Below are 23619 nucleotides of genomic sequence, written 5' to 3'. Positions count from 1 at the left end.
AGGGTATGAGAATGCGCTCTGGTATTATCGCAAAAAAAGTTGGCATGACCCGCCTGTTCATGGAAGACGGCAAGCAGATCCCTGTGACCGTTCTTCACCTGGACAACCTGCAGGTCGTTGCACAGCGTACCGCTGACAAAGACGGCTACACCGCCGTTCAGCTGGGCGCAGGTGCTGCCAAGGCAAAACGCACCTCGAAAGCCATGCGCGGTCACTATGCCGCTGCCAAGGTCGAGCCCAAGCGTAAGCTGGCCGAGTTCCGCGTCTCTGAAGGTGGCCTGATCGAAGTAGGTGCCGAGATTTCGGCAGAACACTTCCTGGCAGGTCAGAAGGTTGACGTTTCGGGTACCTCGATCGGTAAAGGCTTTGCCGGTGCGATGAAGCGCCACAACTTCGGTGGTCTGCGCGCCTCGCACGGTGTTTCGATCAGCCACCGTTCGCACGGTTCGACCGGTCAGTGTCAGGACCCGGGCAAGGTGTTCAAAGGCAAGAAGATGGCCGGTCACATGGGTGCTGCCCGTGTAACCACCCAGAACCTGGAAGTCGTCAAAACCGACGCCGACCGTGGTCTGGTCTTCATCAAAGGCGCCGTTCCCGGACCGAAATCGGGCTGGGTCACCGTCAAGGACGCCGTCAAGAAGAAAGCACCGGAAGGCCTGCCTTTCCCGGCTGCTGTGAAATCGGCTGCAACCGAAGCACCTGCGGAAGAAGCTCCCGCGGAAGGTGGTGAAGCATGAAACTTGATGTAATCAAACTGGACGGCGGCAAAGCCGGTAACATCGAGCTGGATGCAGACCTGTTCGGCCTGGAGCCGCGCGCGGACATCCTGCACCGTGTGGTCCGTTGGCAGCGCAACAACGCGCAGGCCGGCACCCACAAGGTGAAGACCCGCTCGGAAACCAGCTACTCGACCAAGAAGATCTATCGCCAGAAGGGCACCGGTGGCGCACGCCATGGTGACCGCAACGCGCCGATCTTCCGCAAGGGTGGTATCTACAAGGGCCCGACCCCTCGTTCGCACGGCCACGACCTGCCGAAAAAGTTCCGCAAGCTTGGCCTGCGCCACGCTCTGTCGGCCAAAGCCAAGGCAGGTGAACTGGTTGTGATCGAGAACGCCGAAGCCGAAGGCAAGACCGCCGCTCTGGCCAAACAGGTTGCAAACCTGGGCTGGAAACGCGCTCTGGTCATCGACGGCGCGACCGTGAACGAAGGTTTCCTGAAGGCGTCGCGCAACATCGAAGGTCTGGATATCCTGCCGTCGATGGGTGCAAACGTTTATGACATCCTCAAGCGTGACACCCTGGTGCTCACCAAAGCGGCTGTCGAAGCACTGGAGGCTCGTCTGAAATGAGCGCGAAGGCAGAACACTACGACGTGATCCGCAAGCCGGTCATCACCGAAAAGTCGACCATGGCGTCCGAAAACGGCGCGGTTGTCTTTGAAGTGGCGATCGACAGCAACAAGCCGCAGATCAAAGAGGCCGTCGAGGCGCTGTTTGGTGTGAAGGTCAAGGCGGTGAACACCACCGTGACCAAAGGCAAGGTCAAGCGGTTCCGCGGCCAGCTGGGCCGTCGGAAAGACGTCAAGAAAGCATACGTGACCCTGGAAGAGGGCAACACCATCGATATCTCTACCGGTCTCTGATCGGAACTGTCTTTGGACAAACCAATAAGACCCCCGCGAAAGCGGGGGTTTTTCTTTAGGTGGCGACACCAAAAATTGAGCGCCAAACCCAGCGTCTCGACAAGAAATGGATTGCTATGCCTGTAGGGTCGTCTATCTGGGATGCAACAAACAAAAGATATGGCAGGCGCATGACCCAATCCTCTTTCTCGACCCGGGACAACCCGGATATGACCGTTGCGCGGGATTGGGTGTCGACACTGGCAAAATATCGGGAACCGAGCCAGCCGCGCAGTTGGTTCGAGCTTGGAGCCACCATAATCCCTTTCATCGCGCTTTGGGCGTTGGCGTGGGCGTCTTTGTCGGTCAGCTATTGGCTGGCTTTTGCAATCTCGGTTATAAATGCGGCGTTCCTGCTACGCCTGTTTGCCATACAGCATGATTGCGGGCACGGGGCGTTTTTCACGAACCGGACGGTCAGTGACTGGGTCGGGCGGGGGATCGGCGTGCTGACCCTGACACCCTATGACGTCTGGCGTCGTACGCATTCCACGCATCACAACTCTTCCGGTAATCTGGACAAGCGCGGGATGGGCGACGTCCATACGCTGACGGTGGACGAATACCGCGCACTGAAGCCGATGAGCCAGTTTTGGTACCGCGTGTATCGTCATCCGATCACCCTGTTTGGCTTTGGTCCCGGCTATCTGTTCCTGTTGCAGAACCGCCTGCCGCTAGGCCTGACAGGAATTCCGAAATTCTGGGTCAGCGCGATGGTGACAAACCTTGCCATTCTGACCGTGCTGGGGGCGATCTACTATTTTGGTGGCCTGATGCCTATGGTGCTGATCTTTCTGCCGTCAACGCTGGTTGCCGCCGCGGCTGGCGTCTGGCTTTTTTACGTCCAGCACCAGTTTGAAGAGACGCAATGGGATCCCGACAAGGACTGGCAATTGCACGAGGCCGCCCTGCACGGCAGTTCGCATTACATCCTGCCATCCATATTGCAGTGGTTCACGGCCAATATTGGCATCCACCACGTCCACCACCTGTACAGCCGCATCCCGTTCTACCGTCTGACCGAAGTGCTGCGCGACCATGATGAACTGGCAAATAGCAACCGGATGACCATCCGTGAGAGCCTCGCCAACGCGCGTCTGCATTTGTGGGATGAAAAGAGCCGTCGCCTGTTGTCCTTTGCGGAGGCGCGGGCGCTGTATGGGTGAGCGGTAGTTACCGCGGAAAGTTGGGCAAGCGGAAAGACTTAAAATAGCCTGCGTGACCCTGGAAATAGGTAACACCATCGTCGTGTCCTCCGGTCTCTGATCGAACCGGTTTTTGCAGAGTGATGAAAGCCCCCGCCAAAGCGGGGGTATTGTTTTCTGGTTTACGGGAAGTTGGCAGAGCTGCAGTCATTTTTGTGAATTTGCACAATGGGACAAAACGCTGAATAAATGAAAAAGTCTTGAGCTCGGTTTCTTACTCAGCAGCTTCGATCGGTTGTGATCTTGCGACGTTTTCCCTGGCCTCAGAGAGCAGCCATTCGCGGAAACTGTTGACGAGTGGGTCGTCGCGCTTTTCCTGTTGCGTTGCGATTGCATAGATGGTGAATGGAATCGTTGTGGCCTCGAACAATCGTACGAGGCGACCATCGTTGACCGAACTGCCTATGACGGCTTCATAGGCAAGCGATACACCCAGACCAGCCTCTGCCGCAGTGGAAGCATATTCGCAGTTTGGATAAATCGGGTCACCATGCGGAAGCTCGGCAACAACGCCTGCGGCACGGAACCATTCAGCCCACTGGTCGTCAACTTCGTCACGAAACAGCGTCAAGCGCAACAGGTCCCTTGGATGAGAGATGTTTTCGCGTTCCAACAGCGATGGTGAAGCGACCGGGTAGCGCGCCGAGTTCAGGAATGGCACGACATCGACACCTACCTCGGGGTCATCGCGCCACTTGATTACGACATCGGCATCGTTGGTTGCAAAATCTGTGGAGGGCGCGCCCTCGGCAATGCGCAGCCTGACCGCTTTCGCGTGCTCAAATCGCCCCATCCGTGGCACAAGCCATCGGGCGGCAAATCCCGGAGTGGACAAGACCCGCAATGTTTGACCATGTGCGTCAGCCTTCGCCGCGCTGGTGCCGTCTTCGAGGTTGTCCAGCAATTGCGTCAGCCGGCCTGCGTAGTCTCGACCGGTGCCGGTCAAACTGATCCTGTTACCTTCCCGGCGAAAAAGAGCAGTTGCGAGATAATCCTCCAATGCGCGGATTTGGTGCGAAATTGCTGAAGGGCTTAAGCAAAGTTCGTCCGCAGCATCTTTGAAGCTCAGATGCCGGGCTGCGGCCTCAAATGCTTTCACGGCCGAAAACGGGGGTAATTGCCGTTTCTTCACGCGTGAATTTCCCTCATCAAGCAATGAAAAACGATCTTTTGCGGTCGATAATACCTGTCGGCTAGGCTCGGGGCAATTCCTCAACTGTCGGAAGGAGGGAACAATGCTGTTCCTCAGACGTGTCACGCTCGCCGTGGCCGCACAGTTTCTTTTTGCCTTTTCCTACGCGGTTGCGGCAGAGACCCCGACGGTTCCAGACGATTTGACGGAAGAGCTTCACCGCTGGATAGATACTGCCACGGACCTCCCAAGGACGCCTTCACCAGCAAGCATCTTTTTTGCTGATACCAAGGATTTGGCTGAACCGAGTGAGATGGCTTCGATGATTGGCGGCACGCCCCGCGGGATCTATGATCCTGAAACGAGGAGGATAACGCTGGTCCTTCCTTGGAGCGCAGAAGACCCGCAGGACATTTTTGTCCTGCTGCACGAACTTATTCATCATCGTCAGGAGGGTGAGCATTATTACTGTGAGGCCGCCAAGGAACAGGTCGCCTATGGTTTGCTGCAGGCCTGGCTGGCCGAGCGCGACCTTTCGCTGGACGTCAATTGGATCGCGGTTGTCCTAGCTTCAAGTTGTACGGCACGCGACATTCATCCATAACGAGAGATTGTTGGTCTCGCGAAACAACCGCGTCGTTTTTACTGTGCCCCCTGACTGCTGAGTTGGTTCCGAATTCGAGTGCCAGAAAATCAGCAGGGCCCTATAGACACCTACCCCCAACACTGCTACATGCACCCAATCTTACGGCCTCGGATTCGTTCCGGGGCCTCTGATATTTGTAACCGGGGACCTTCGGGGCCCTACACCCTTGGCACCTACGGGGGCCTATCACATAGCAGGGAAACCCCCTGCACTTGCTAAACGGAAGACAGAAAGCATGGCACTTAAGTCGTACAAGCCGACGACGCCGGGCCAGCGCGGGCTGGTGCTGATCGACCGTTCGGAGCTTTGGAAAGGACGTCCGGTCAAGTCTCTTACAGAGGGTTTGACCAAATCGGGCGGCCGGAACAACACCGGACGGATCACTTCACGCCGCCGCGGCGGTGGCGCAAAGCGTCTCTACCGGATCGTTGACTTCAAACGGAACAAATTTGATGTCGCGGCAACCGTCGAGCGGATCGAATATGACCCGAACCGGACCGCATTCATCGCACTGGTAAAATACGAAGACGGCGAGCAGGCATATATCCTGGCTCCGCAGCGTCTGGCTGTTGGTGACAAAGTCATCGCGTCGGCAAAAGCTGACATCAAGCCGGGCAACGCAATGCCGTTCTCGGGCATGCCCATTGGTACCATCGTCCACAACATCGAGATGAAGCCTGGCAAAGGCGGTCAGATCGCACGTGCGGCCGGTACTTACGCTCAGTTCGTTGGTCGCGATGGCGGCTACGCTCAGATCCGTCTGAGCTCGGGCGAGCTGCGCATGGTCCGTCAGGAATGCATGGCCACCGTTGGTGCCGTGTCCAACCCCGACAACTCGAACCAGAACCTCGGTAAAGCCGGTCGTATGCGCCACAAAGGCGTTCGTCCGTCGGTTCGTGGTGTTGCAATGAACCCGATCGATCACCCGCACGGTGGTGGTGAAGGTCGTACCTCGGGTGGCCGTACGCCGGTTACACCGTGGGGTAAGGACACCAAGGGTAAGCGTACCCGCAACAAGAACAAAGCGTCCCAGAAGCTGATCATCCGCTCGCGGCACGCCAAGAAGAAGGGACGTTAATCTATGTCTCGCTCTGTTTGGAAGGGTCCTTTCGTCGATGCTTACGTGCTGAAAAAAGCCGAAGCAGCGCGCGAGTCGGGCCGCAACGAAGTCATCAAGATCTGGTCGCGTCGTTCCACCATTCTGCCCCAGTTCGTGGGTCTGACCTTTGGTGTGTACAACGGCCAGAAGCATATCCCCGTCAACGTCTCGGAAGACATGATCGGTCAGAAGTTCGGTGAATACTCGCCGACCCGTACCTATTATGGCCACGCCGCAGACAAAAAAGCGAAGCGGAAGTAAGTCATGGGCAAGGAAAAGAACCCCCGCCGCGTGGCTGAAAACGAAGCAATGGCGAAAACGCGCATGCTTCGCACCAGCCCGCAGAAACTGAACCTGGTTGCGCAAATGATCCGCGGCAAGAAAGTTGAGAAGGCTCTGACCGACCTGACTTTCTCGAACAAGCGCGTCGCGCAGGACGTCAAGAAGTGCCTGCAGTCCGCAATCGCGAATGCCGAAAACAACCACAACCTGGATGTTGACGAGCTGATCGTCGCCGAAGCATGGGTTGGCAAGAACCTGGTCATGAAGCGCGGTCGCCCGCGTGCCCGTGGCCGTTTCGGCAAGATCATGAAGCCGTTCTCGGAGATCACCATCAAGGTGCGTCAAGTTGAGGAGCAAGCCTAATGGGTCATAAAGTCAATCCGATCGGCATGCGCCTGCAGGTCAACCGCACCTGGGACAGCCGCTGGTACGCCGACACCAAGGACTACGGTGATCTTCTGCTGGAAGACCTCAAAATCCGTGAGTTCATCAACAAAGAGTGCAAGCAGGCCGGTGTTGCCCGTGTGATCATCGAACGTCCGCACAAGAAGTGCCGCGTCACGATCCACACTGCACGCCCCGGTGTCATCATCGGCAAGAAAGGTGCAGACATCGAAGTTCTGCGCAAAAAGCTTGCTCGCATGACCGACAGCGAACTGCACCTGAACATCGTCGAAGTGCGCAAGCCCGAGCTTGACGCGCAGTTGGTTGCCGAGTCCATCGCTCAGCAGCTGGAGCGCCGCGTCTCGTTCCGTCGCGCGATGAAGCGGTCGGTTCAGAACGCCATGCGCATGGGCGCCCTGGGTATCCGGGTGAACGTCGCTGGTCGTCTGGGCGGCGCCGAAATCGCACGGACCGAGTGGTACCGCGAAGGCCGCGTGCCTCTGCACACCCTGCGTGCCGACATCGATTACGCACATGCCGAAGCGATGACTCCTTACGGGATCATCGGGATCAAGGTCTGGATCTTCAAAGGTGAGATCATGGAGCACGATCCGCAGGCACGTGACCGTAAAGCACAGGAACTCCAGGACGGCCCTGCACCTCGTGGTGCTGGTGGCGGTCGTCGCTAAGGAGGGAAAGATATGCTTCAACCAAAGCGTACAAAATTCCGCAAGATGCACAAAGGCCGGATCAAGGGCGAAGCCAAGGGCGGCTCTGATCTGAACTTTGGCACCTACGGCCTGAAAGCCATCGAGCCTGAGCGTGTGACTGCACGTCAGATCGAAGCTGCGCGTCGTGCCATGACCCGTCACATGAAGCGTCAGGGCCGTGTCTGGATCCGCATCTTCCCCGACACTCCGGTCACTGCAAAGCCGATCGAAGTTCGTATGGGTAAAGGTAAAGGTTCCGTGGACCGTTGGGTTTGCAAGGTCAAGCCCGGTCGCGTGATGTTCGAGATCGACGGCGTCAATGACGACATCGCCCGCGAGGCCCTGCGCCTGGCCGCGATGAAGCTGCCGATCAAGACCCGCGTCGTGGTTCGCGAAGACTGGTAAGCGATTGGGGGCAATCCCGTTCGTGACTGAAAAGACCCCCGCCGGGACACCGGCGGGGGTTTTCTGTTTCAACGATGCACTGCATTCGCGGTCGCGTGATTGGATTCGACGAAATACGAAGGCACCCCTAGGCTGTCAGTCAGTTAGCCGGAGGTTCCCATGGTTCAGTTGCGCAAGAAAGTGCTTATCAAAGAAGTGATCACCACTGATCAACTGGGCCAGCCATGCCCACCCATCGTTCGCGTGGCAGCTATGGCCGTCTTTCAAAACCCACTGGCAGGCAAGTTTACAGAAGACTTATCGGACTTGTTCGAGATCGGCGGAGCGCTTGGTGCCGATCTGGCTGCCGAAGCAATTGGGCAGCTGGACGGAGATCCGGTTTCATACGGCAAGGCGACCATCATCGGCATAAACGGAGATCTTGAACAAGGCGGGGCTGTGATTCACCCCAAGCTAGGTGCCCCAATGCGCACGGCGGCTGGCGGGGGCGAGGCTGTGATCCCATCAAATGCAAAACTGGGTGCACCAGGTTGCGCGATCGATCTGCCGCTGGGACACAAGGACAACCCGTGGTCATTCGATCATTTCGACACGATGACACTGAATGTACCCGATGCGCCGAAACCGGACGAGATTGTATTGTGCCTTGCCTATGCGGATGGTGGCCGCCCTATCCCGCGCTGTGGCAAAGGGCCCCTTAAGACGTAACCCAGGAAACATTAACTGGCCTTGCTGCAAGGGCTGGGTTATGCCCGGCCCATGCCACAGATTGATTCACTCTTCGTCACCCGCCTCTACCGCGCTGCCCTTTCTGAATTCGATCCGAAGATCGACCCGGAAGAGCTGGAAAATTCCTGCTTGGTCATCGCCGAGGATGATGAAGCCGGACAGGACTGGTGTGAGGAAAACGGCTATCCCGGTTATACCAGCTACGCCTCCCTGACCGATCTGCCATGGCGGTTCCCAATATTTGCCGATCTGGTCAAGGTTTTGGATCAGCACGTGGCCGCGTTTGCCAAGGATCTTGAGTTTGACTTGGGCGAAGGAGAACTGAAGCTTGAGGATCTGTGGATCAACATCCTGCCCGAAGGCGGGATGCATTCCAGCCACCTGCACCCTCACAGCGTGATCTCAGGAACAACGTACGTCGCGATGCCAGAAGGCGCCAGCGCGCTGAAACTAGAAGACCCTCGGTCCGGCCGCATGATGGCCGCCCCCACACGCCTCAAGGGTGGTCGGCGCGACTTGCAGCCGTTCATCTATGTAAAGCCGAAGGTGGGGGACGTGTTGCTGTGGGAAAGCTGGCTGCGCCATGAGGTTCCGATGAACATGGCCGAGGACGAACGGATCAGCGTCAGCTTCAATTACCGTTGGGATTAACAAACCAGGTCATTGCGGGGTCACCAAAGCCTTCCCGTCCGCGTATCAACTGCGGTTGCATACGTCTTCCGACAGTGCAGGCCAATAAAGTCGACCAGCCATGATGAGCATTATCTTTTCGTAATCCTGACGTCCACAAACCAGTTTTTGTCAAATCGGCCCTGTGTACTGCTCAGCGACCTTCCCGCCGAAAAATCTGGCGGCAGATTCTGACTTATCGAGAATCCGACAACAATCGAACTCTTGAACAAGTAATTCGTGCGGCCGGACACGCGCAATTGACCGCTATCAGAAAGCGATGCGCTATAACTCTTGGGCCGCGACGCTCCGCCCTTGGCGAATTCCTGAGCACTGATCAACTGAAACCCGTTGGCGGACTTGCGGTAGTGTAATCGCAAGACCAGCTTTGTGCCTGAACCCGCGTCTTTGCCATTGGGGTTCGCCCGTCGGCTGATATCGATGACATAATCCCCATATAGCGGGCTGGACGCCTCGGCACGGGGATTTGGCAACGCCACTGAAACGCGGCTGTCAGGCTGCACATTGCTATCAAGTGGCGGTTCGGGTTTCGCGATGTTTTTTAGAACAGCATAGCTTTTCTCGGTCAGGTATCCCGTTCCCTCTGAACCGCTTTGCCCCTGAAATCGACGCAAGGCCGTGCGAGACCGCGCACCGAATATCCCGTCAACTGGCCCGGCGGAATAGCCCAGAGCATTCAGACCGCGCTGAATACTTCGATAGTCGCTTCGGCTTAAGTTCAACGCAGTTTCGGTTTCCAGCGCCATGTCTTGTAGCGCATTCTCCCGAACCCCCTGGTCGGCTGTATTCTTCGACATCAAGGACAGGTCGCCTGCATTCCTTTGGTCATCCGAGGCCTTCGTTTTTGGCTGAGCCTGATTGCCAATCGCGCCAGCGACCTCGCCAGCGTACTGTCCGGCCCTCGTGTTCGGGTAGAGTTGCGCGATCATTTCCAATGCGCCGTTTTTCACACTGTCATCTTCCAGCTTCAGTGCTTCGCGCAGGACGCGTTGAGCCGCGTCTTCGCGCTCGTCAGCAGGGAGGGGCTCTGTGGTCGCAGAGCTTTGCTCTAATTCGGCTTTAGGAGCCTTGACTGCTGCGGGGACAAGGAAGATGTCGCGCCCAGGCAGTGAGCCATAGGTGAACGGCTCCTGATAGCCCTCGGTCAGGTCAAAAACTGTGTCCCGCACTTTGCGGAAGAGCTTTCCCAATTCCAGACCGGGCACTTCGATATGCTCCAGCAAAGCCTGCGCGTAAGGGCTGTTGCGGCCCACGCCATCCAATGCCAGCGTCCCACTGCGCGCGGAATACCCGACAAGCACGCCGCCCGGGTCGATACGCCCCAATCCCCGGCCAATCGACCGGGTCGCCGTGGTTCGGACCATTTGCGACACGAACGGGTTGTTCCGGCAGGCGTCCACAAGAACCAGTTTCAAGCCTTTGGCCGTTGAAACTGAATTCAGCATTGTCTCCAACCGGATGGCCTCGAACTCTACATCCTTGTCACTTCTGAGTTCCGCGTTTGTGGGTATCAGATAGTTTGTATTGTCGATTTCGATTCCGTGGCCCGCAAAGTAGACCAGCACCATATCTGCGTCGTCTGTTTCCTCGGAAAAATCCCGAAGGGTAAGCCGCATGTCTCGGTAATCGAGGTTGTATTTTTGGGTGACAACAAACCCGATCCGCCCAAGCGCGGCGGCTACGTCCCTGGCGTCATTGGCCGAGTTGGGAATGTCCGAAACATGGTCATACTGTGCGTTGCCGATTACAAGCGCCACGCGCTTTGCCTCGGCTGATGTCGCAATACTCAGGCAAAGTACCAGGCCCCAGAAAAAGCAAAGAACCATCCGCAAGCCCCGACGGAATTGATGAGTTTGGCATCTAAACATAAGTAAAAGCAGATTTTTTAACCTGAGTATACTCTATCACACCCTGGTCTGCCCCGCGACGTCAAGCTGGCGCACGCGGTACTTAGAGGGATTTCACGGCTTTTGGTTTTGACGAATAACAGAAAACATCAACGACAAATCAATATTTTGCCGCTCATCGGTGACCGGTCCGTTTTCACTTGACCAAGCATCTTGCCGTGAATGCCTGAACCGATCACTGTTCCTACATGCCGAACCACCAGATCCGAAAACTGGAAGCAGCCAAACCAGTGCTACCGGAAAGCCGTGGTCATTTCTTGCCTGCCACAATGCGGTCCAGAATGAGAGCACAGAAGAGGATTGCCAGACCCGCCAGTATGCCTTGCCCAGCGGCAGCATATTGCAGAGCCTCCAGCACATCTTCGCCCAGGCCTTTCGCACCGATCAGTGATGCAACAACGACCATGGCAAGTGACATAAGTATGGTCTGGTTGACGCCAGCCATGATGGTCTTGTGCGCCAGCGGCAGATCTACTTTCCACAGCAGATAGCGCGGCGTTGCGCCAAATGCGAGGGCAGCCTCGCGCACGGTTTCCGGCACTTGCTGCAGACCCAGGACGGTAAAGCGGATCACCGGTGGGCTTCCAAAGATCATTGTCGCAACGACTCCGGCAGGTTTGCCAGACCCGATGAAGGCGACAACTGGGATCAGATACACGAAGGACGGCATCGATTGCATGAAGTCCAGGATTGGCCGCACGATGGCAAACGCGCGGGGGCGGCGTGCACAGTAAATGCCAAGCGGAATACCCAGCGTGATCGAGATCAACGCAGCGGCTCCCAGCAGGGCAATAGTTGTCATCGCCTTCTCCCAGAAATCCAGCAGGCCGAGATAAGCCAATGCCGCACCGGTGAAAATTGCCACGCGCGGGCCAGCGGAAAGGTAAGCCAGCATGATTATGACCAGTCCCACGACCGGCCAAGGGGTGTCGACCAGAACCACTTCGATCCAGTCCAGAAGGGTGCGCATTCCGTAGGTCAGCCCATCGAAGAAACCGCGTCCGGCTGTTTTGGTCCACTCGAATACGGCCTGTACGCCGTCACCCACGTTGAGCCGCCAATCCCGGTTTGTCGGAAAGGTCTTTAGAACAGACAGCGCATCAGGTTGCGCAAACTTGATGGCAGAGAGAACAACGACAACCAGGGTCAGCACGGACGCGACGATCATCCGGGGCACAGACCATCCATGAGCCACGCTGGAATCTGATCGCCAGCGCGCGAACTGACCTTCCAGCGTCCAGTTGGCCAACGACGCCGCGAGGAGTTTGACCGCTAGCAGCAGGAAAAGCCCGACCGCCAGATAGGTGATACCGGTGGAGTCTGCGCTCTGTGCGGCTTCCTGCGCTCCGGCCAGGGCGCCTTCCAGCGACTCTGCCGCGCGTTTTAGGGAATCCAGCGACGCAGCGCCGGATTGTTCCGCCGCCTCGATCTGCTGTCGACGCAGCGCCAGAGTCTGTTCAATCTGATCGGCCCGTTCGCGAAACTCCCGCCCCAGATCACCGAATAGACCCAAGCCGACCTGAATGTAAGCCAGTGTTTCAAGCACCAGAAAGCCCAGGAACCAGGACCAGAGGCCTCGCGCGCCGAACCAGATCGGGCCGAGAACGGCGGCAGCCTTGTTCAGGGTGAACCGATAACCCGGCGCCTGCATCATATAGGCAAAGGTCTTTTGATAATACGCTTGGCTTTGCCCGACAAAATCAGCGATCAAACCTTCCAGACGGTCGGCAGTTTCGGGTTTGACCTGCTGTGCATCAACGTGTTTCATCGTTGTCCCCTTAGGCCTGACTGTTCTGAATGGCGCGGATAAGCCCTGCGCGGTTGATCACGCCCACGGTCTTGCCGTCTTGGGTGACTGCGACCACTCCGTGCCCTTCGACACAAAGGTTCATCAGGTCGGACAGATCCATGTCGGGATGGGCCTCTTTGGCGTCATTGGGAACTTCGCCGTGATGGGCCTCGAATTCGTCGACCGGTTTCATCACCGAGTGCGCAAAGATCATGTTGAGCTTGGAAATCCCGGCGACGAAATCGGCGACGTAATCGTCGGCGGGATTGAGGATGATTTCTTCCGGCGTGCCGATCTGAACGATGCGCCCATCCTTCATGATCGCGATGCGGTGGCCGATACGGATCGCCTCATCAAGGTCATGGGTGATAAACATCGTGGTCTTGTTGAGCTTGTGGCTGAGTTCCATGAACTGGTCTTGCAATTGCTTCCTGATCAGCGGATCGAGGGCCGAGAATGGTTCGTCCATCAGCAGGATTTCGGGGTCTGCAGCGATCGCCCGGGCAAGGCCGACACGCTGCTGCATGCCACCGGACAACTCATGTGCGTATTTGTCTTCCCAGCCATTGAGCTCTACCAGTTCGAGAACGCGATCTGCCTCTTCCCAGCGGCGCGCCTTGCCCGTACCGCGAATTTCCAGAGGCATGGCCACGTTGTCGCGTACAGTGCGGTGGGGCATCAGGCCAAAGTTCTGGAACACCATGGCGACGCGGCGGTTCCGCAAATCGCGAAGCCCGTCGTCTTTCAGGCCCATCACGTCATCGCCGTCCAGGTAGATATGGCCGTCGGTAGGTTCCAGTAGACGGTTCACGTGGCGCACAAGGGTCGATTTACCGGACCCGGACAGGCCCATGACGCAAAACAGCTCACCGCGCTCGATCTCAAAGCTGGCATCAGCGACGCCGACAACGCAGTTGAACTGCTCCAGCACCTCGGCCTTGCTCAACCCTTCACTGTGAATGGCCTTCAGTGCGTCCCGCGCGCGTGCTCCGAACACTTTCCACACGCCGCGTGCATCGATTGCGATATCCGCTGTCATACTGGCCCCACCTTGGTCTAGCTTTCAGAATGTGCCCCCGACAACCTGGCCGGGGGCGCTGGGTATCAGTTGGTTTTCAGGCCCAGCCAGCTGTCGACGGTATCGCCGTTCGCGGCGATCCATTCGGCCACAACTTCATCCGTTTCGCGCCCTTTAACGACAACTTCGTAGGTTAGGCCGCTGAGTTGATCGGCATTCATGTTGATGTTGCTCAGAAAAGAAGCGGCGGCCGGATTGCGCTGCTCCAGAGATTTGGAGTGGGCAACCGTCACGGTTTTCACAGGCTCGCCTGTGCTGACATGAGATTTGTTGTACCAATCCGCGTCCTGATCCGGCTGAAGCATCTTGTATGTGGCCGCGTCGTGTGCGGGCTCTTCAAGGATTGTCACATCATACAGCGCGTGCACATAATGCGGCGCGTAGCAGTAGAAAGCGGCGCCTTTTTTCTGGTCGATTTGATCCTTGAGACGGGAATAGAACACCGTCTCATCTTCGGTTGTCGGAGTCAGGAACGTTTCGATACCATAGTCGCGCACACGCACCTTAAAGGTGTTGGTTGAGGCCCAGCCCGACGCGCCAACCCAAACTTCGCCCATGCCATCGCCGTCAGAGTCGAACAATTCCTGGGCCATAGGTGTGGCCAGATCATAGATCGATTTGATGCTGTGATCATCGACCATGTAGTTGGGAACACAAATCCCCGCCCGACCCTCGTAGCTGCCTGAAGACAGCGCGACGGTGCCTTTCTGGTCGACGTATTCATCGGTGAAGGAAGACTGGTTCGGCAACCAGACATCGGGGTGTACATCAATGTCCCCTCGCCCGCCATCCATTGCGGCAAAAATCACGGCGTTGGCGCCCGGCGCATAGCCCACCTCTCCGCCCAAACGCGTTTCGATAACCTGCCCGATGACGCGGCTCATGATTTTGGCGCCGGGCCAGCTGGGTTCGCCCACCATGACCTTGTCTTGCGCCAACGCTGAAGTAGCACCCAAGGCGAAAGCCAGTGTTGCCGTGAGTGTTGTCAGTTTCTTCATATCAAATTCTCCCGTTGCGTTGTGTTGGATGCGCCATCAGACGCGCGCCCGCTTGCGTTGCGGGTCTATGAATGGAATGTCCGATACCGTTGCCCCCAGGCGTTTCATCCGCCCGTCGAGTTGCCCAATTTCAAGTTGCGTGCCGTTCTCGGCATGCTCGACCGACAGCCGCGCCATGGCGATCGCGTGTTCAAGCATCGGTGATCGGATGGCCGAAGTGACCACGCCCACCTGCCGTTCGCCAGCAAAGACCGAAGCGCCATGAGCAGGCACATCATCGCACCCGATCAACAATCCCTTGAGCACGCGGCGCGGCTCTCGCGCGTTTCGCTCAAGCGCAGATTTGCCCGTAAAGCTCGCCTTGTTCAGATCGACCGCGAAGTCCAAACCGGCCTCGAACGCGTCGACGCCCGGCGCAAACTCGGCATTTGCCGCGGCCAATCCGGCTTCGATCCGGATGATGTCCAGCGCAGCCGAGCCCATGGGTGTGATCCCAAACTCTTCACCCGCCTCCATCACCGCATCCCAGATCGCTAGCGCGTCGGTCTTGGAACAGAAGACTTCGTAACCCAGTTCCCCGGTATAACCCGAGCGTGAGAGCATGAATGGCGCACCATCGCGATCATTGAGCCGGGCAATTGTGACCCCGAACCACTTCAGGTGGTCCAGCGAAGGCACGTGTGGCTGAGTGAAGGCGATCTTGCGCAGTAAATCGCGGGATTTTGGCCCCTGAATGGCAAGGTTTGGCATCGCGTTCCGCATCGCGTGCACCCGAACCTGCAGGCCCATATCCGTCGCCAATGCCTGCAGCGAACGACCACTTTCCTCGGATCCGCAGCACCAACGGAAGATTTCGGGCGCAAGACGGAAAAGCGTGCCGTCATCGATAACCGAGCCGCTTTCGTCACACATCAACGTGTAAGACCCACGCCAGACCGGCAGCTTCGCCACGTTGCGAGTTGTTGCCTGCTGCAGCAGTTTCTCGGCGTCCGGGCCAACAATATCGAATTTGCGCAACCCGCTCATGTCCTGAACTGTCACGGCCTCACGACAGGCCCAGTATTCACCCAAGGTGCCGTGCGCCGGAAAGCTGACTGGCGCCCATAGATCACGTGCAGGCACGAATTGTTGAGTCAACGGGGCCAGCCGATCATGAAATGCGGATTCCTGACTGATCGACATCGGGGCATCTTCCTTTTCACGATAGGCAACCGCACGGCGGATCGGCGTTTCTGGGCGGTAAATGCGGACGTGCACATCCGTCGGGTTCCAGCCATTGATCGGGTCAATATCGTCCGGGCAAGCGGTCGAAACGCACACCAGGTCCTCCATAGCGCGCATGGCGACATAGTCACCGGGGCGGGAATAGGACTCCTCGGTCAGAATGTGATGCGTCGCCGGATCAACCCATGTGTTCCAGAAAAAATTGATCGCGGGCCAGGCCGAACGACGCGCGACACCGTAAGGCGCCAGCGCATTGGACATGTTATCGGAACAGTTCACGTGGCCGGGAAAGCCGCGCTCTTCATAACCTCGGGCGGTGCAAGCCAGACCGAAAGTGTCGTGGCGCCCACAGGTGTCCTGCACCACATTGAGAAGTGGTCGCATCTCACGATCGTAGAACTTGTCCAGCAACCCCGGGCCAGGATAGGCGCGTCGCACCATTGATCGCGTCGCCGTCGAGTCGATCATCCATTCGACTCCATGTTGCAGCTCATCGGAACGAAGCACCATGAAGTCCGAGCACTGCTGCCCTTCCACGTCGATGATCTGAACGAATTCGCCCGCTTTCAATTCGTAAGCCAGCGCCGTTCCTCGCGGTACAGTAAACTCGTCCCGGACATCTCCCAAAAGTGGCGGCAGCTGAGGCTGGTTTGAGGCTGCACATTGATGGGAGACCGTAACGCATCCGGTATCGGTTCCCTCAACCAAGCCAGAAATGAGCGCTGGCCTGATCAACCAAACTGTCACGCGTTTTTCGACACGCAACACCAGCGGTTCTGATGAGGCCATTAGCCTGAAACACGCGACTTCCTGCCTTGGATCTCCGCCATTTGTACCAATCCAACCCGTATAAGGGTCGCTGTTGAATGCACCCTGATCAACCGCTCCGTTCGCTTGCAGTTTCAGTCGAGCAAGTGCAGGCCTCCCATCGGCAAACGCAACAATGTCCAGCGGATAACCCTGCGATGTCGCCTCAAATGACAGCAGGTCGCCCTCGGCGGCTTCAACACGGTGCGCGTCGCGTGGCGCCAGCACATATTCTCGGACACCCGAGGCCTTCGGAAAGCCCGGGAATCTGCGTCCCGGACTAACAAACCCGGCATTCGTGAACTCGTGTAGGACAGCTGAACCATGCATGTTGCCGTAGGATTCTCATTTATGAAACTAGTTACAGAGGTTGATGAAACTAGTTACATATGTCAACACTTTCGTTAAAGGTTGAAAAAATAGGCGCGATACCACGTGACACAGAAAGACCCGACGTTGAAAAAACGCGCAAATCTCAGAGATGTTGCGAAAGCAGCGGGCGTATCGGTCGCAACCGTATCCCGGGTGCTGAACGAACCGGGTGTTGTGAAAAAGGAAACTCTGGAGAAAGTTCAGAAAGCAATTGCGGATCTTCGATTCGTCCCCAGCGCGGCCGCCAGAGCAATCAACTCTGGTCGGACCCGTTTCGTGGGTGCGCTGGTACCAACGTTGGACAATGCCATTTTCGCTCGGTTTCTTGCTGCGCTCGAACGCAGACTGTCCCAAGATGGGCTTTCACTGATCGTAGCCACAACTGAGTCAGACCTGGAGGTTGAAGCCGAAAAGGCGAAGGGGCTGGTTGATATCGGGGCTGAAGGGCTGATCATTACTGGCGCAACACACGCCGCTGAATTTCACGACCTGATCGAGCGCACAAGAATCCCCACGATCGTCACATCATACTTTGACGTCTCCAACCCTTTTCCAACGATTGGATACGATAACAAGGCCGCGGCACAATTGGCCCTACGGCATCTGATTAAGCTTGGACACCGGCGGATTGCAGTTATTCACGGCCCTGTTCACAACAATGACCGAACACAGGCCCGACTTTCCGGGCTGCACGAGCTGAATTGGGATGGCGAGATAACGACAGTTGAAACCGAAATAAACCTCCGGGGCGGCGCCGAAGCTACTGCACGCATCGTCAACAGGTCGGTCAAACCAGATGCGATCCTGTGTCTGTCGGACGTTGTGGCACTAGGGGTTTTGTTTGGTCTTCAATCCAACGGCATCAGTGTCCCGGACGAGGTGTCTTTAATGGGCCTGGATGACCTGCCAAGCTCTGCCGTGGCTGTACCTTCCATCACAACAGTTCATCTTCCAGTTTCAACAATGGGTGAAAGGGCAGCGATCGCATTGGCGCGTTGGATTTCCACTCAGGAGAGACCTGAGCCTGAAAGGTTAGAGGCAGACCTGGTTGAAAGAAGTTCGACGATTCGAAAGCGCGCTTTCGACGAATACGGCTGACTTTCGAAAAACCGTCCGCGAATACCCATTCGCTGGCCTCCGCAACGCTCTGAATACGAAACCTGACGAAGTTCGAGGTTGGTGGCATTGGACTTATTCCTACACGCGATACAATCCACCGAGAGAGGCTGATTGAGCCTTTCTCGCACCTCCGGTCTTTGTGTCTGACCGTCTTGGCCGAAAGCAGCTCAATCCACAATCAACTTCGAGCCCCAAGTAACCGCCTGAAAGGACGGATTTCGCTTTGTGACGCTGCCTTGGAAGCTAAGGGACTTCGGTCACAGTCAACCTCGGTTGCCGGACATCTCAGCCTTCTGGAGTATACCAGATTGGCGAAGTGTACGCGCGCTCCTGTGTTGAGGTAGGCACATCTGCGGGCAGTTCGTCCCCGAACCGAACGGCATCGTAAACTGTCCACCTGGGCGTCGGAATTTCCAGAACACGAACGTAGTAGAATGCCCGCAATGAAGGATCGAAGTCGGGATCCTTCCAAACCGTCAACAGCTCCGGAGAACCGATTGAGTTGGTGAACGTACCCGTTGCGACATCCACGGTGTTACCCACTGCGGGTAGATTGCCATCGGCATCCGGTTGCCTGTCTCCCGACCACGCCACGTCATACACCTGCTCTTCCGTGTCGCCGTTGGCATTTACCCAACCCTTCACAACTTGAACACGGTCGAGATTGCCGGAATACGGGTCCTTGAGAGCAGCAATAAGGAATGTCGGTGCATCCGCGCCCTCGGGCACTTCAGAGAGGTCGCCGCCCATGGGAACGCCTTTGTCATATCCTATTTCGGCAGGCAGACGTGATCGCGCGTCCTCCTCTGTGAAGTCCCAGCCACCAAAGAAACGAACCGTTATGCGGCTACCGGTTGTTCCATAAACTTCTTTGCGCTCCATGGCGTCGAATATGGCTTCGCGCGTGTTGTCTTCGGCCCAAACCGCCGCGTAGCCAGAGGCTGCCATTTCCCAGCCGAGGATCCTCAACGCGTCAAATTCACCTACGACATGCTGCCATCGACCGGGCTCCGGCTCGACGCCTGAGTGCTTGCCAAAGAAGTTGTCCTCTTCCGCCGTCGCCAACGCGGTATGGCTGTCGGTCGAACCCACAACACCGAATTTGTACGGATTGGTGCCAAGTTGCGCTTCCAGCTTGAGACCGTTCTTCAGAGCCTCGCGGGCATATTCGTACTGAAGCATCCAATCTTCTTTGGGCGTCGGGCCAAGATTGGATTTATCCCAGGTTTCATAGTCCGCGAATTCATCGTTCGGGCTTAGGAACGGATGGGTTTCCCCATCACCCTTGATCTGGGTGATCTCGTACATTGGCTCCCATTTCGCGCGCCGTTCAGCGTAGTCCGCCGTCAAAGGCTCACCCGTTTCCGGATTGGTCTCGACAGGAAACATAAGGCCGTTGGAAACGTTGCCGTTGTGGGCAAGGGCCAGAACACGACCGCCGGTTTCCATTTCATATGTTTCCATCCAGTCCCACAGCTTTTCCGGATTAAAGGTTTCTGCGGTCGTGAAGGGCAGCATTTGCCGTGCGCGAATGGCATCATCACGGTAAATCACGTTGCGATGGAGGTTGTTGCCGGCTTCGGTGGATGTCCATTCGTATCCGATGAACGCAGTAAACGTACCGGGGTCATCGTGATGATCGGCGGTTTGCGTGAACTCGTCCCAAACGGACTGCACGAACCTGCGATCCGACACAGCCTCGGGAAGGGCTTCCCCGGTAATCCCGGCAAATGTCTCAATGACCTCCATAGTCGCACCGAGAGCAACGTCTCCACCTGCATTAAGTCGTTCGCTCCAATCTCGAAGCGTTGGATCACGCATCAGCGTTGAGTTTCCCGCAATGATTTCATTCATTGCCCCCATGGCATCCGAATGATCGGAAACAACAAGCCAGTCGAGCGGACGCGACAGTTGTACGCGGAGGCCGTGTGATGTCGTGACCTCCTCACCCCGTGCAAATCGATAAGCGTCATCCGGGCTCAGGATGACCCCAAATCCACGCGCATCCAGCGAATTGGACGTGTGCAGGTGGGTATCGCCCCACAGGGGACGAGTCGGAAAGTCGCGCCCGGCATAAGGCGAGAAATCTGCGGGAGCGGGTTCGCGCATATCGTCTACCGATATGGTCATCTCCCCGACCTGCCCACCTTGCGCGGACTCCTGAGCTTTGGAAGAGGTCGCACATAATGCGACAGAAACAATTGCTGTCGATGTCAGAAAAAATCTCATTGAAGCCTCCCAGGCCAGCTGAATGCCTGCCCATGGCAGCATTTGGCGCAGTGATCCGTCAAGGAGGACAAGCAAAATTTAATAGTGAGACATGAGCGCCTACTATGGGAGCCGTGGTCCGTTCTGCCCTTTGTGTGGGCATCAAAACAAGTTTCAGCAAATTGAGCAGCCTCATCTGACCGGTCTTGCATTCTGCGGCACCTGCGGAGGACCACTCGCCACTGTCGGGCGCGACTACCTCGCCTGCTCTGCCGCTCGCAAACTCTGTACTTGTTCCCATAAGCAATCCATTCGCCGCCATATACTGGAAGACGCCGTGTTGGATTTGCTGCGCCGACGTCTGATGCAGCCCGACGCTGTGGCCACATTTGTCAAATCCTTCAGCGAAGCCGCTAACGCAGAAGCAGGCGCAGTGGAGACAACCCGGACCCGCCTGCAATCCGAGCGGGACAAAGCGGCGCGCAAACTGAGTGGTTTTTATGACGCGATTGCAGAAGGCATTCGCACCCCAGGGCTTCAAACGCGGCTCGAAGAACTCGAAGCGCAGATCGCCGGTCTTGACGCAAAGCTCTCCGAGCCTGTGCCCTCACCGGTGCGCCTACACCCGAACCTGTCGGAACTCTATCGCTCAAAGGTCGCCGATCTGGCACAGGCACTATCAGACCCGGCGATCCGCACGGGGGCCTTGGAGATTATCCGGGGCTTGATCGAACGTGTTACGATCCAACATGAACGGGATGGCGTGCAGATTGATTTGGAGGGTGCCCTGGCAGCGATGATTGGGTTGGTCCAGAACGACAAAAGCCGCCTTGCGGCGGCTGGTTCGGTAAAAGTGGTTGCGGGAGCAGGATTTGAACCTGCGACCTTCAGGTTATGAGCCTGACGAGCTACCGGGCTGCTCCATCCCGCGACACTTTTGATGACCTAGCGCTTACGCTACTTGAGGTCTTGTGTTGGCCTACCGCCTATTCGGCTACTTGAGACCGGGTAGTGTTTTTTCATCGTCAGAGAGAAGGGGGATTTTGCTAGGTTTGGCGGTGACCTACTCTCCCGGGGCTTAAGCCCAAGTACCATTGGCGCGGCAGTGCTTAACTTCCGGGTTCGGGATGGGACCGGGTGTTTCACTTGCGCTATGACCACCAAACCGAGGAAAATCCCCGTCGCTCTTTTGCCAAGCAAAGGCGACGCGCAGGAGGCAGCGTATTCGCGAAGCGGATGCGCGTTCCTGCACAGTTGTTATGTCAATCAACACCGTGCAATCCGCTTTGCGGATTGTCACGTCATTGTCCAACTCAAGGTCGGTGTATGCTTCTGGTTTGATTTTGTCTTTCCATTACTGGATCAAATCAAGCCTATCGGGCGATTAGTACCGGTCAACTGAACGCATTACTGCGCTTACATCTCCGGCCTATTGACGTGGTGGTCTTCCACGGCCCTCAGGGAGACCTTGTTTTGAGGGGGGCTTCCCGCTTAGATGCCTTCAGCGGTTATCCTGTCCGATCATAGCTACCCAGCACTGCCGTTGGCACGACAACTGGTCCACCAGTGGATCGTTCACCCCGGTCCTCTCGTACTAGGGGCAACTCCTCTCAAGTCTCCTACACCCACGGCAGATAGGGACCGAACTGTCTCACGACGTTCTAAACCCAGCTCACGTACCTCTTTAAACGGCGAACAGCCGTACCCTTGGGACCTGCTCCAGCCCCAGGATGAGATGAGCCGACATCGAGGTGCCAAACACTGCCGTCGATATGGACTCTTGGGCAGTATCAGCCTGTTATCCCCGGCGTACCTTTTATCCGTTGAGCGATGGCCCTTCCACTCGGGACCACCGGATCACTATGGCCGTCTTTCGACTCTGCTCGACTTGTCAGTCTTGCAGTCAGGCTGGCTTCTGCCATTGCACTCAACGAGCGATTTCCGACCGCTCTGAGCCAACCTTCGCGCGCCTCCGTTACGCTTTAGGAGGCGACCGCCCCAGTCAAACTACCCGCCACGCAGGGTCCCGGATCCGGATAACGGACCGCGGTTAGACATCAAGAGTGCGAAGGGTGGTATCTCAAGGGAGGCTCCACAGGTACTTGCGTTCCTGCTTCAAAGCCTACCACCTATCCTGCACATCACAATCCTGATGCCAGTGCGAAGCTGTAGTAAAGGTGCACGGGGTCTTTCCGTCTAACCGCGGGAAGCCTGCATCTTGACAGGCAATTCAATTTCGCTGAGTCGATGTTGGAGACAGCGGGGAAGTCGTTACGCCATTCGTGCAGGTCGGAACTTACCCGACAAGGAATTTCGCTACCTTAGGACCGTTATAGTTACGGCCGCCGTTTACCTGGGCTTCAATTCAAGGCTCTCACCTCTCCTTTTAACCTTCAGGCACCGGGCAGGCGTCAGACCCTATACGTCGTCTTGCGACTTCGCAGAGCCCTGTGTTTTTAATAAACAGTCGCCACCCCCTGGTTTGTGCCCCCAGCCCCTAGTTGCCTAGGAACCGGGCCTCCTTCTCGCGAACTTACGGAGGTATTTTGCCGAGTTCCTTCAACATCGTTCTCTCAAGCGCCTTGGTATGCTCTACCAGTCCACCTGTGTCGGTTTAGGGTACGGTCTGATGGAGGGCTATTTCCGGAACCACTCAGCAGCCCAATCAATCCGATAAGATTGAACTACACCTGTGATCCGTCACATCCTCCTGGCCTAGGAATATTAACCTAGTTCCCATCGCCTACGCCTTTCGGCCTCGGCTTAGGGGCCGGCTTACCCTGCTCAGATTAGCTTTAAGCAGGAACCCTTGGACTTTCGGCGAGAGTGTCTCTCACACTCTTTGTCGCTACTCATGTCATCATTCTCACTAGTGATCTCTCCACCGGATCCCTCACAGGCCGGCTTCATCGAAAGAACTCGATCCGTCATTACACCCGCTGATATTTCACAGGTGGATGCAAATACGGATGAGTTCTATGTCACACTACGCTCTGCTACCATGCCTTACGGCATCCTAAGCTTCGGCTCATGGCTTGAGCCCCGTTACATCTTCGCCGCAGGACAACTTATTTAGACCAGTGAGCTGTTACGCTATCTTTAAAGGATGGCTGCTTCTAAGCCAACCTCCTGGTTGTTTTGGTCGTCCCACC

The 23619-nt window shown here is 56.8% G+C and carries 21 protein-coding genes, 1 tRNA gene and 2 rRNA genes (1 of these 24 only partly in view); 14 read left to right on the top strand and 10 right to left on the bottom strand.

All coding sequences use genetic code 11. The features are described 5' to 3' along the window. The first annotated feature begins 11 nt into the window (after window positions 1-11). From rplC to ACR3EQ_RS17225, 4 genes are all read left to right on the top strand, one after another. Window positions 12-737: a 50S ribosomal protein L3 gene (rplC, locus tag ACR3EQ_RS17240; RefSeq protein WP_170615812.1), complete on the top strand. Its 726-nt coding sequence runs from the start codon at window positions 12-14 to the stop codon at window positions 735-737. Next, window positions 734-1351, top strand: a complete 618-nt coding sequence (rplD, locus tag ACR3EQ_RS17235) for a 50S ribosomal protein L4 (RefSeq protein WP_170334382.1) — start codon at window positions 734-736, stop codon at window positions 1349-1351. The genes rplC and rplD overlap by 4 nt, the downstream gene beginning before the upstream one ends. After that, window positions 1348-1644 carry a 50S ribosomal protein L23 gene (locus ACR3EQ_RS17230; protein ID WP_170615810.1) on the top strand — a complete coding sequence of 99 codons (297 nt, stop codon included), beginning with the start codon at window positions 1348-1350 and terminating at the stop codon, window positions 1642-1644. The genes rplD and ACR3EQ_RS17230 overlap by 4 nt, the downstream gene beginning before the upstream one ends. Window positions 1645-1814: 170 nt before the next feature. Further along, window positions 1815-2849 carry a fatty acid desaturase gene (locus tag ACR3EQ_RS17225; RefSeq protein ID WP_170615808.1) on the top strand — a complete coding sequence of 345 codons (1035 nt, stop codon included), beginning with the start codon at window positions 1815-1817 and terminating at the stop codon, window positions 2847-2849. 253 nt (window positions 2850-3102) lie between these two features. On the opposite strand, the gene ACR3EQ_RS17220 is transcribed toward ACR3EQ_RS17225, so the two are convergent. Continuing rightward, window positions 3103-4020, bottom strand: coding sequence for a LysR substrate-binding domain-containing protein (locus ACR3EQ_RS17220; protein ID WP_480441780.1), 918 nt, complete (start codon window positions 4018-4020; stop codon window positions 3103-3105). A 103-nt stretch (window positions 4021-4123) separates the two neighbouring features. Here ACR3EQ_RS17220 and ACR3EQ_RS17215 point away from each other — a divergent pair, with 103 nt between their 5' ends. From ACR3EQ_RS17215 to ACR3EQ_RS17180, 8 genes are all read left to right on the top strand, one after another. After that, a complete protein-coding gene (locus tag ACR3EQ_RS17215) occupies window positions 4124-4624 on the top strand; it encodes a DUF6647 family protein (protein ID WP_480491334.1) in 501 nt (166 codons plus the stop codon). 277 nt (window positions 4625-4901) lie between these two features. Continuing rightward, window positions 4902-5744, top strand: a complete 843-nt coding sequence (rplB, locus tag ACR3EQ_RS17210; RefSeq protein WP_170356688.1) for a 50S ribosomal protein L2 — start codon at window positions 4902-4904, stop codon at window positions 5742-5744. A 3-nt stretch (window positions 5745-5747) separates the two neighbouring features. Then, entirely contained in the window at window positions 5748-6026 is a 279-nt protein-coding gene (rpsS, locus tag ACR3EQ_RS17205; protein ID WP_005980699.1) for a 30S ribosomal protein S19, read from the top strand. A gap of 3 nt (window positions 6027-6029) precedes the next feature. Beyond that, window positions 6030-6410 carry a 50S ribosomal protein L22 gene (rplV, locus tag ACR3EQ_RS17200; RefSeq protein ID WP_039538267.1) on the top strand — a complete coding sequence of 127 codons (381 nt, stop codon included), beginning with the start codon at window positions 6030-6032 and terminating at the stop codon, window positions 6408-6410. After that, window positions 6410-7120 carry a 30S ribosomal protein S3 gene (gene rpsC, locus ACR3EQ_RS17195; protein WP_008758042.1) on the top strand — a complete coding sequence of 237 codons (711 nt, stop codon included), beginning with the start codon at window positions 6410-6412 and terminating at the stop codon, window positions 7118-7120. The genes rplV and rpsC overlap by 1 nt, the downstream gene beginning before the upstream one ends. A 12-nt stretch (window positions 7121-7132) precedes the next feature. Continuing rightward, on the top strand, window positions 7133-7546 hold the full coding sequence (rplP, locus tag ACR3EQ_RS17190) for a 50S ribosomal protein L16 (RefSeq protein ID WP_170615802.1): 414 nt from the start codon (window positions 7133-7135) through the stop codon (window positions 7544-7546). Between the two features lie 159 nt (window positions 7547-7705). Continuing rightward, the gene (locus ACR3EQ_RS17185; RefSeq protein WP_170615800.1) at window positions 7706-8254 is read left to right on the top strand and encodes an amino acid synthesis family protein; all 549 of its coding nucleotides are present in this window, start codon (window positions 7706-7708) and stop codon (window positions 8252-8254) included. 51 nt (window positions 8255-8305) lie between these two features. Continuing rightward, window positions 8306-8926: a 2OG-Fe(II) oxygenase family protein gene (locus ACR3EQ_RS17180; protein WP_170615798.1), complete on the top strand. Its 621-nt coding sequence runs from the start codon at window positions 8306-8308 to the stop codon at window positions 8924-8926. 110 nt (window positions 8927-9036) lie between these two features. Here the strand turns inward: ACR3EQ_RS17180 and ACR3EQ_RS17175 are convergent, their stop codons facing one another. The 5 genes from ACR3EQ_RS17175 to ACR3EQ_RS17155 form a co-directional block, all read right to left on the bottom strand. After that, on the bottom strand, window positions 9037-10722 hold the full coding sequence (locus ACR3EQ_RS17175; protein ID WP_480491332.1) for a caspase family protein: 1686 nt from the start codon (window positions 10720-10722) through the stop codon (window positions 9037-9039). Between the two features lie 400 nt (window positions 10723-11122). Then, a complete protein-coding gene (locus tag ACR3EQ_RS17170; protein ID WP_170615793.1) occupies window positions 11123-12640 on the bottom strand; it encodes an ABC transporter permease subunit in 1518 nt (505 codons plus the stop codon). Between the two features lie 10 nt (window positions 12641-12650). Continuing rightward, window positions 12651-13700 (bottom strand): betaine/proline/choline family ABC transporter ATP-binding protein, encoded by a 1050-nt coding sequence (locus tag ACR3EQ_RS17165; protein ID WP_170615791.1) that lies wholly within the window; start codon window positions 13698-13700, stop codon window positions 12651-12653. Window positions 13701-13765: 65 nt separating this feature from the next. Continuing rightward, window positions 13766-14737: an ABC transporter substrate-binding protein gene (locus tag ACR3EQ_RS17160; RefSeq protein WP_480491330.1), complete on the bottom strand. Its 972-nt coding sequence runs from the start codon at window positions 14735-14737 to the stop codon at window positions 13766-13768. Window positions 14738-14773: 36 nt separating this feature from the next. Further along, window positions 14774-16996 carry a DUF1989 domain-containing protein gene (locus tag ACR3EQ_RS17155; protein ID WP_480491328.1) on the bottom strand — a complete coding sequence of 741 codons (2223 nt, stop codon included), beginning with the start codon at window positions 16994-16996 and terminating at the stop codon, window positions 14774-14776. A gap of 207 nt (window positions 16997-17203) precedes the next feature. On the opposite strand from ACR3EQ_RS17155, the gene ACR3EQ_RS17150 reads away from it, so the two are divergent. Continuing rightward, window positions 17204-18238 carry a LacI family DNA-binding transcriptional regulator gene (locus ACR3EQ_RS17150; RefSeq protein WP_480441787.1) on the top strand — a complete coding sequence of 345 codons (1035 nt, stop codon included), beginning with the start codon at window positions 17204-17206 and terminating at the stop codon, window positions 18236-18238. Window positions 18239-18544: 306 nt separating this feature from the next. Here the strand turns inward: ACR3EQ_RS17150 and ACR3EQ_RS17145 are convergent, their stop codons facing one another. Beyond that, a complete protein-coding gene (locus ACR3EQ_RS17145) occupies window positions 18545-20488 on the bottom strand; it encodes a DUF3604 domain-containing protein (RefSeq protein WP_170615785.1) in 1944 nt (647 codons plus the stop codon). Between the two features lie 91 nt (window positions 20489-20579). Here ACR3EQ_RS17145 and ACR3EQ_RS17140 point away from each other — a divergent pair, with 91 nt between their 5' ends. Beyond that, window positions 20580-21365 carry a recombinase zinc ribbon domain-containing protein gene (locus ACR3EQ_RS17140; protein ID WP_480491797.1) on the top strand — a complete coding sequence of 262 codons (786 nt, stop codon included), beginning with the start codon at window positions 20580-20582 and terminating at the stop codon, window positions 21363-21365. Here ACR3EQ_RS17140 and ACR3EQ_RS17135 read toward each other — a convergent pair. The 3 genes from ACR3EQ_RS17135 to ACR3EQ_RS17125 form a co-directional block, all read right to left on the bottom strand. Further along, window positions 21322-21398, bottom strand: a tRNA-Met gene (locus tag ACR3EQ_RS17135). The two genes, ACR3EQ_RS17140 and ACR3EQ_RS17135, sit on opposite strands and share 44 nt — an antisense overlap. A 119-nt stretch (window positions 21399-21517) precedes the next feature. Next, window positions 21518-21632, bottom strand: a 5S ribosomal RNA gene (rrf, locus tag ACR3EQ_RS17130). A gap of 198 nt (window positions 21633-21830) precedes the next feature. After that, a 23S ribosomal RNA gene (locus tag ACR3EQ_RS17125) occupies window positions 21831-23619 on the bottom strand; it runs 1052 nt beyond the window's last position.

The organism is Ruegeria sp. AN11 (assembly GCF_056536005.1).
Note: the sequence above shows the minus strand (reverse complement) of the source record. Positions and strands in the feature narration are given on the sequence as shown.

Excerpts from the sequence above, each read along its gene's own strand:
- rplC (WP_170615812.1), top strand. The coding sequence starts at position 12 with ATGCGCTCTGGTATTATCGCAAAAAAAGTTGGCATGACCCGCCTGTTC.
- rplD (WP_170334382.1), top strand. The coding sequence starts at position 734 with ATGAAACTTGATGTAATCAAACTGGACGGCGGCAAAGCCGGTAACATC.
- ACR3EQ_RS17230 (WP_170615810.1), top strand. The coding sequence starts at position 1,348 with ATGAGCGCGAAGGCAGAACACTACGACGTGATCCGCAAGCCGGTCATC.
- ACR3EQ_RS17225 (WP_170615808.1), top strand. The coding sequence starts at position 1,815 with ATGACCCAATCCTCTTTCTCGACCCGGGACAACCCGGATATGACCGTT.
- ACR3EQ_RS17215 (WP_480491334.1), top strand. The coding sequence starts at position 4,124 with ATGCTGTTCCTCAGACGTGTCACGCTCGCCGTGGCCGCACAGTTTCTT.
- rplB (WP_170356688.1), top strand. The coding sequence starts at position 4,902 with ATGGCACTTAAGTCGTACAAGCCGACGACGCCGGGCCAGCGCGGGCTG.
- rpsS (WP_005980699.1), top strand. The coding sequence starts at position 5,748 with ATGTCTCGCTCTGTTTGGAAGGGTCCTTTCGTCGATGCTTACGTGCTG.
- rplV (WP_039538267.1), top strand. The coding sequence starts at position 6,030 with ATGGGCAAGGAAAAGAACCCCCGCCGCGTGGCTGAAAACGAAGCAATG.
- rpsC (WP_008758042.1), top strand. The coding sequence starts at position 6,410 with ATGGGTCATAAAGTCAATCCGATCGGCATGCGCCTGCAGGTCAACCGC.
- rplP (WP_170615802.1), top strand. The coding sequence starts at position 7,133 with ATGCTTCAACCAAAGCGTACAAAATTCCGCAAGATGCACAAAGGCCGG.
- ACR3EQ_RS17185 (WP_170615800.1), top strand. The coding sequence starts at position 7,706 with ATGGTTCAGTTGCGCAAGAAAGTGCTTATCAAAGAAGTGATCACCACT.
- ACR3EQ_RS17180 (WP_170615798.1), top strand. The coding sequence starts at position 8,306 with ATGCCACAGATTGATTCACTCTTCGTCACCCGCCTCTACCGCGCTGCC.
- ACR3EQ_RS17170 (WP_170615793.1), bottom strand. The coding sequence starts at position 12,640 with ATGAAACACGTTGATGCACAGCAGGTCAAACCCGAAACTGCCGACCGT.
- ACR3EQ_RS17165 (WP_170615791.1), bottom strand. The coding sequence starts at position 13,700 with ATGACAGCGGATATCGCAATCGATGCACGCGGCGTGTGGAAAGTGTTC.
- ACR3EQ_RS17160 (WP_480491330.1), bottom strand. The coding sequence starts at position 14,737 with ATGAAGAAACTGACAACACTCACGGCAACACTGGCTTTCGCCTTGGGT.
- ACR3EQ_RS17145 (WP_170615785.1), bottom strand. The coding sequence starts at position 20,488 with ATGAGATTTTTTCTGACATCGACAGCAATTGTTTCTGTCGCATTATGT.
- ACR3EQ_RS17140 (WP_480491797.1), top strand. The coding sequence starts at position 20,580 with ATGAGCGCCTACTATGGGAGCCGTGGTCCGTTCTGCCCTTTGTGTGGG.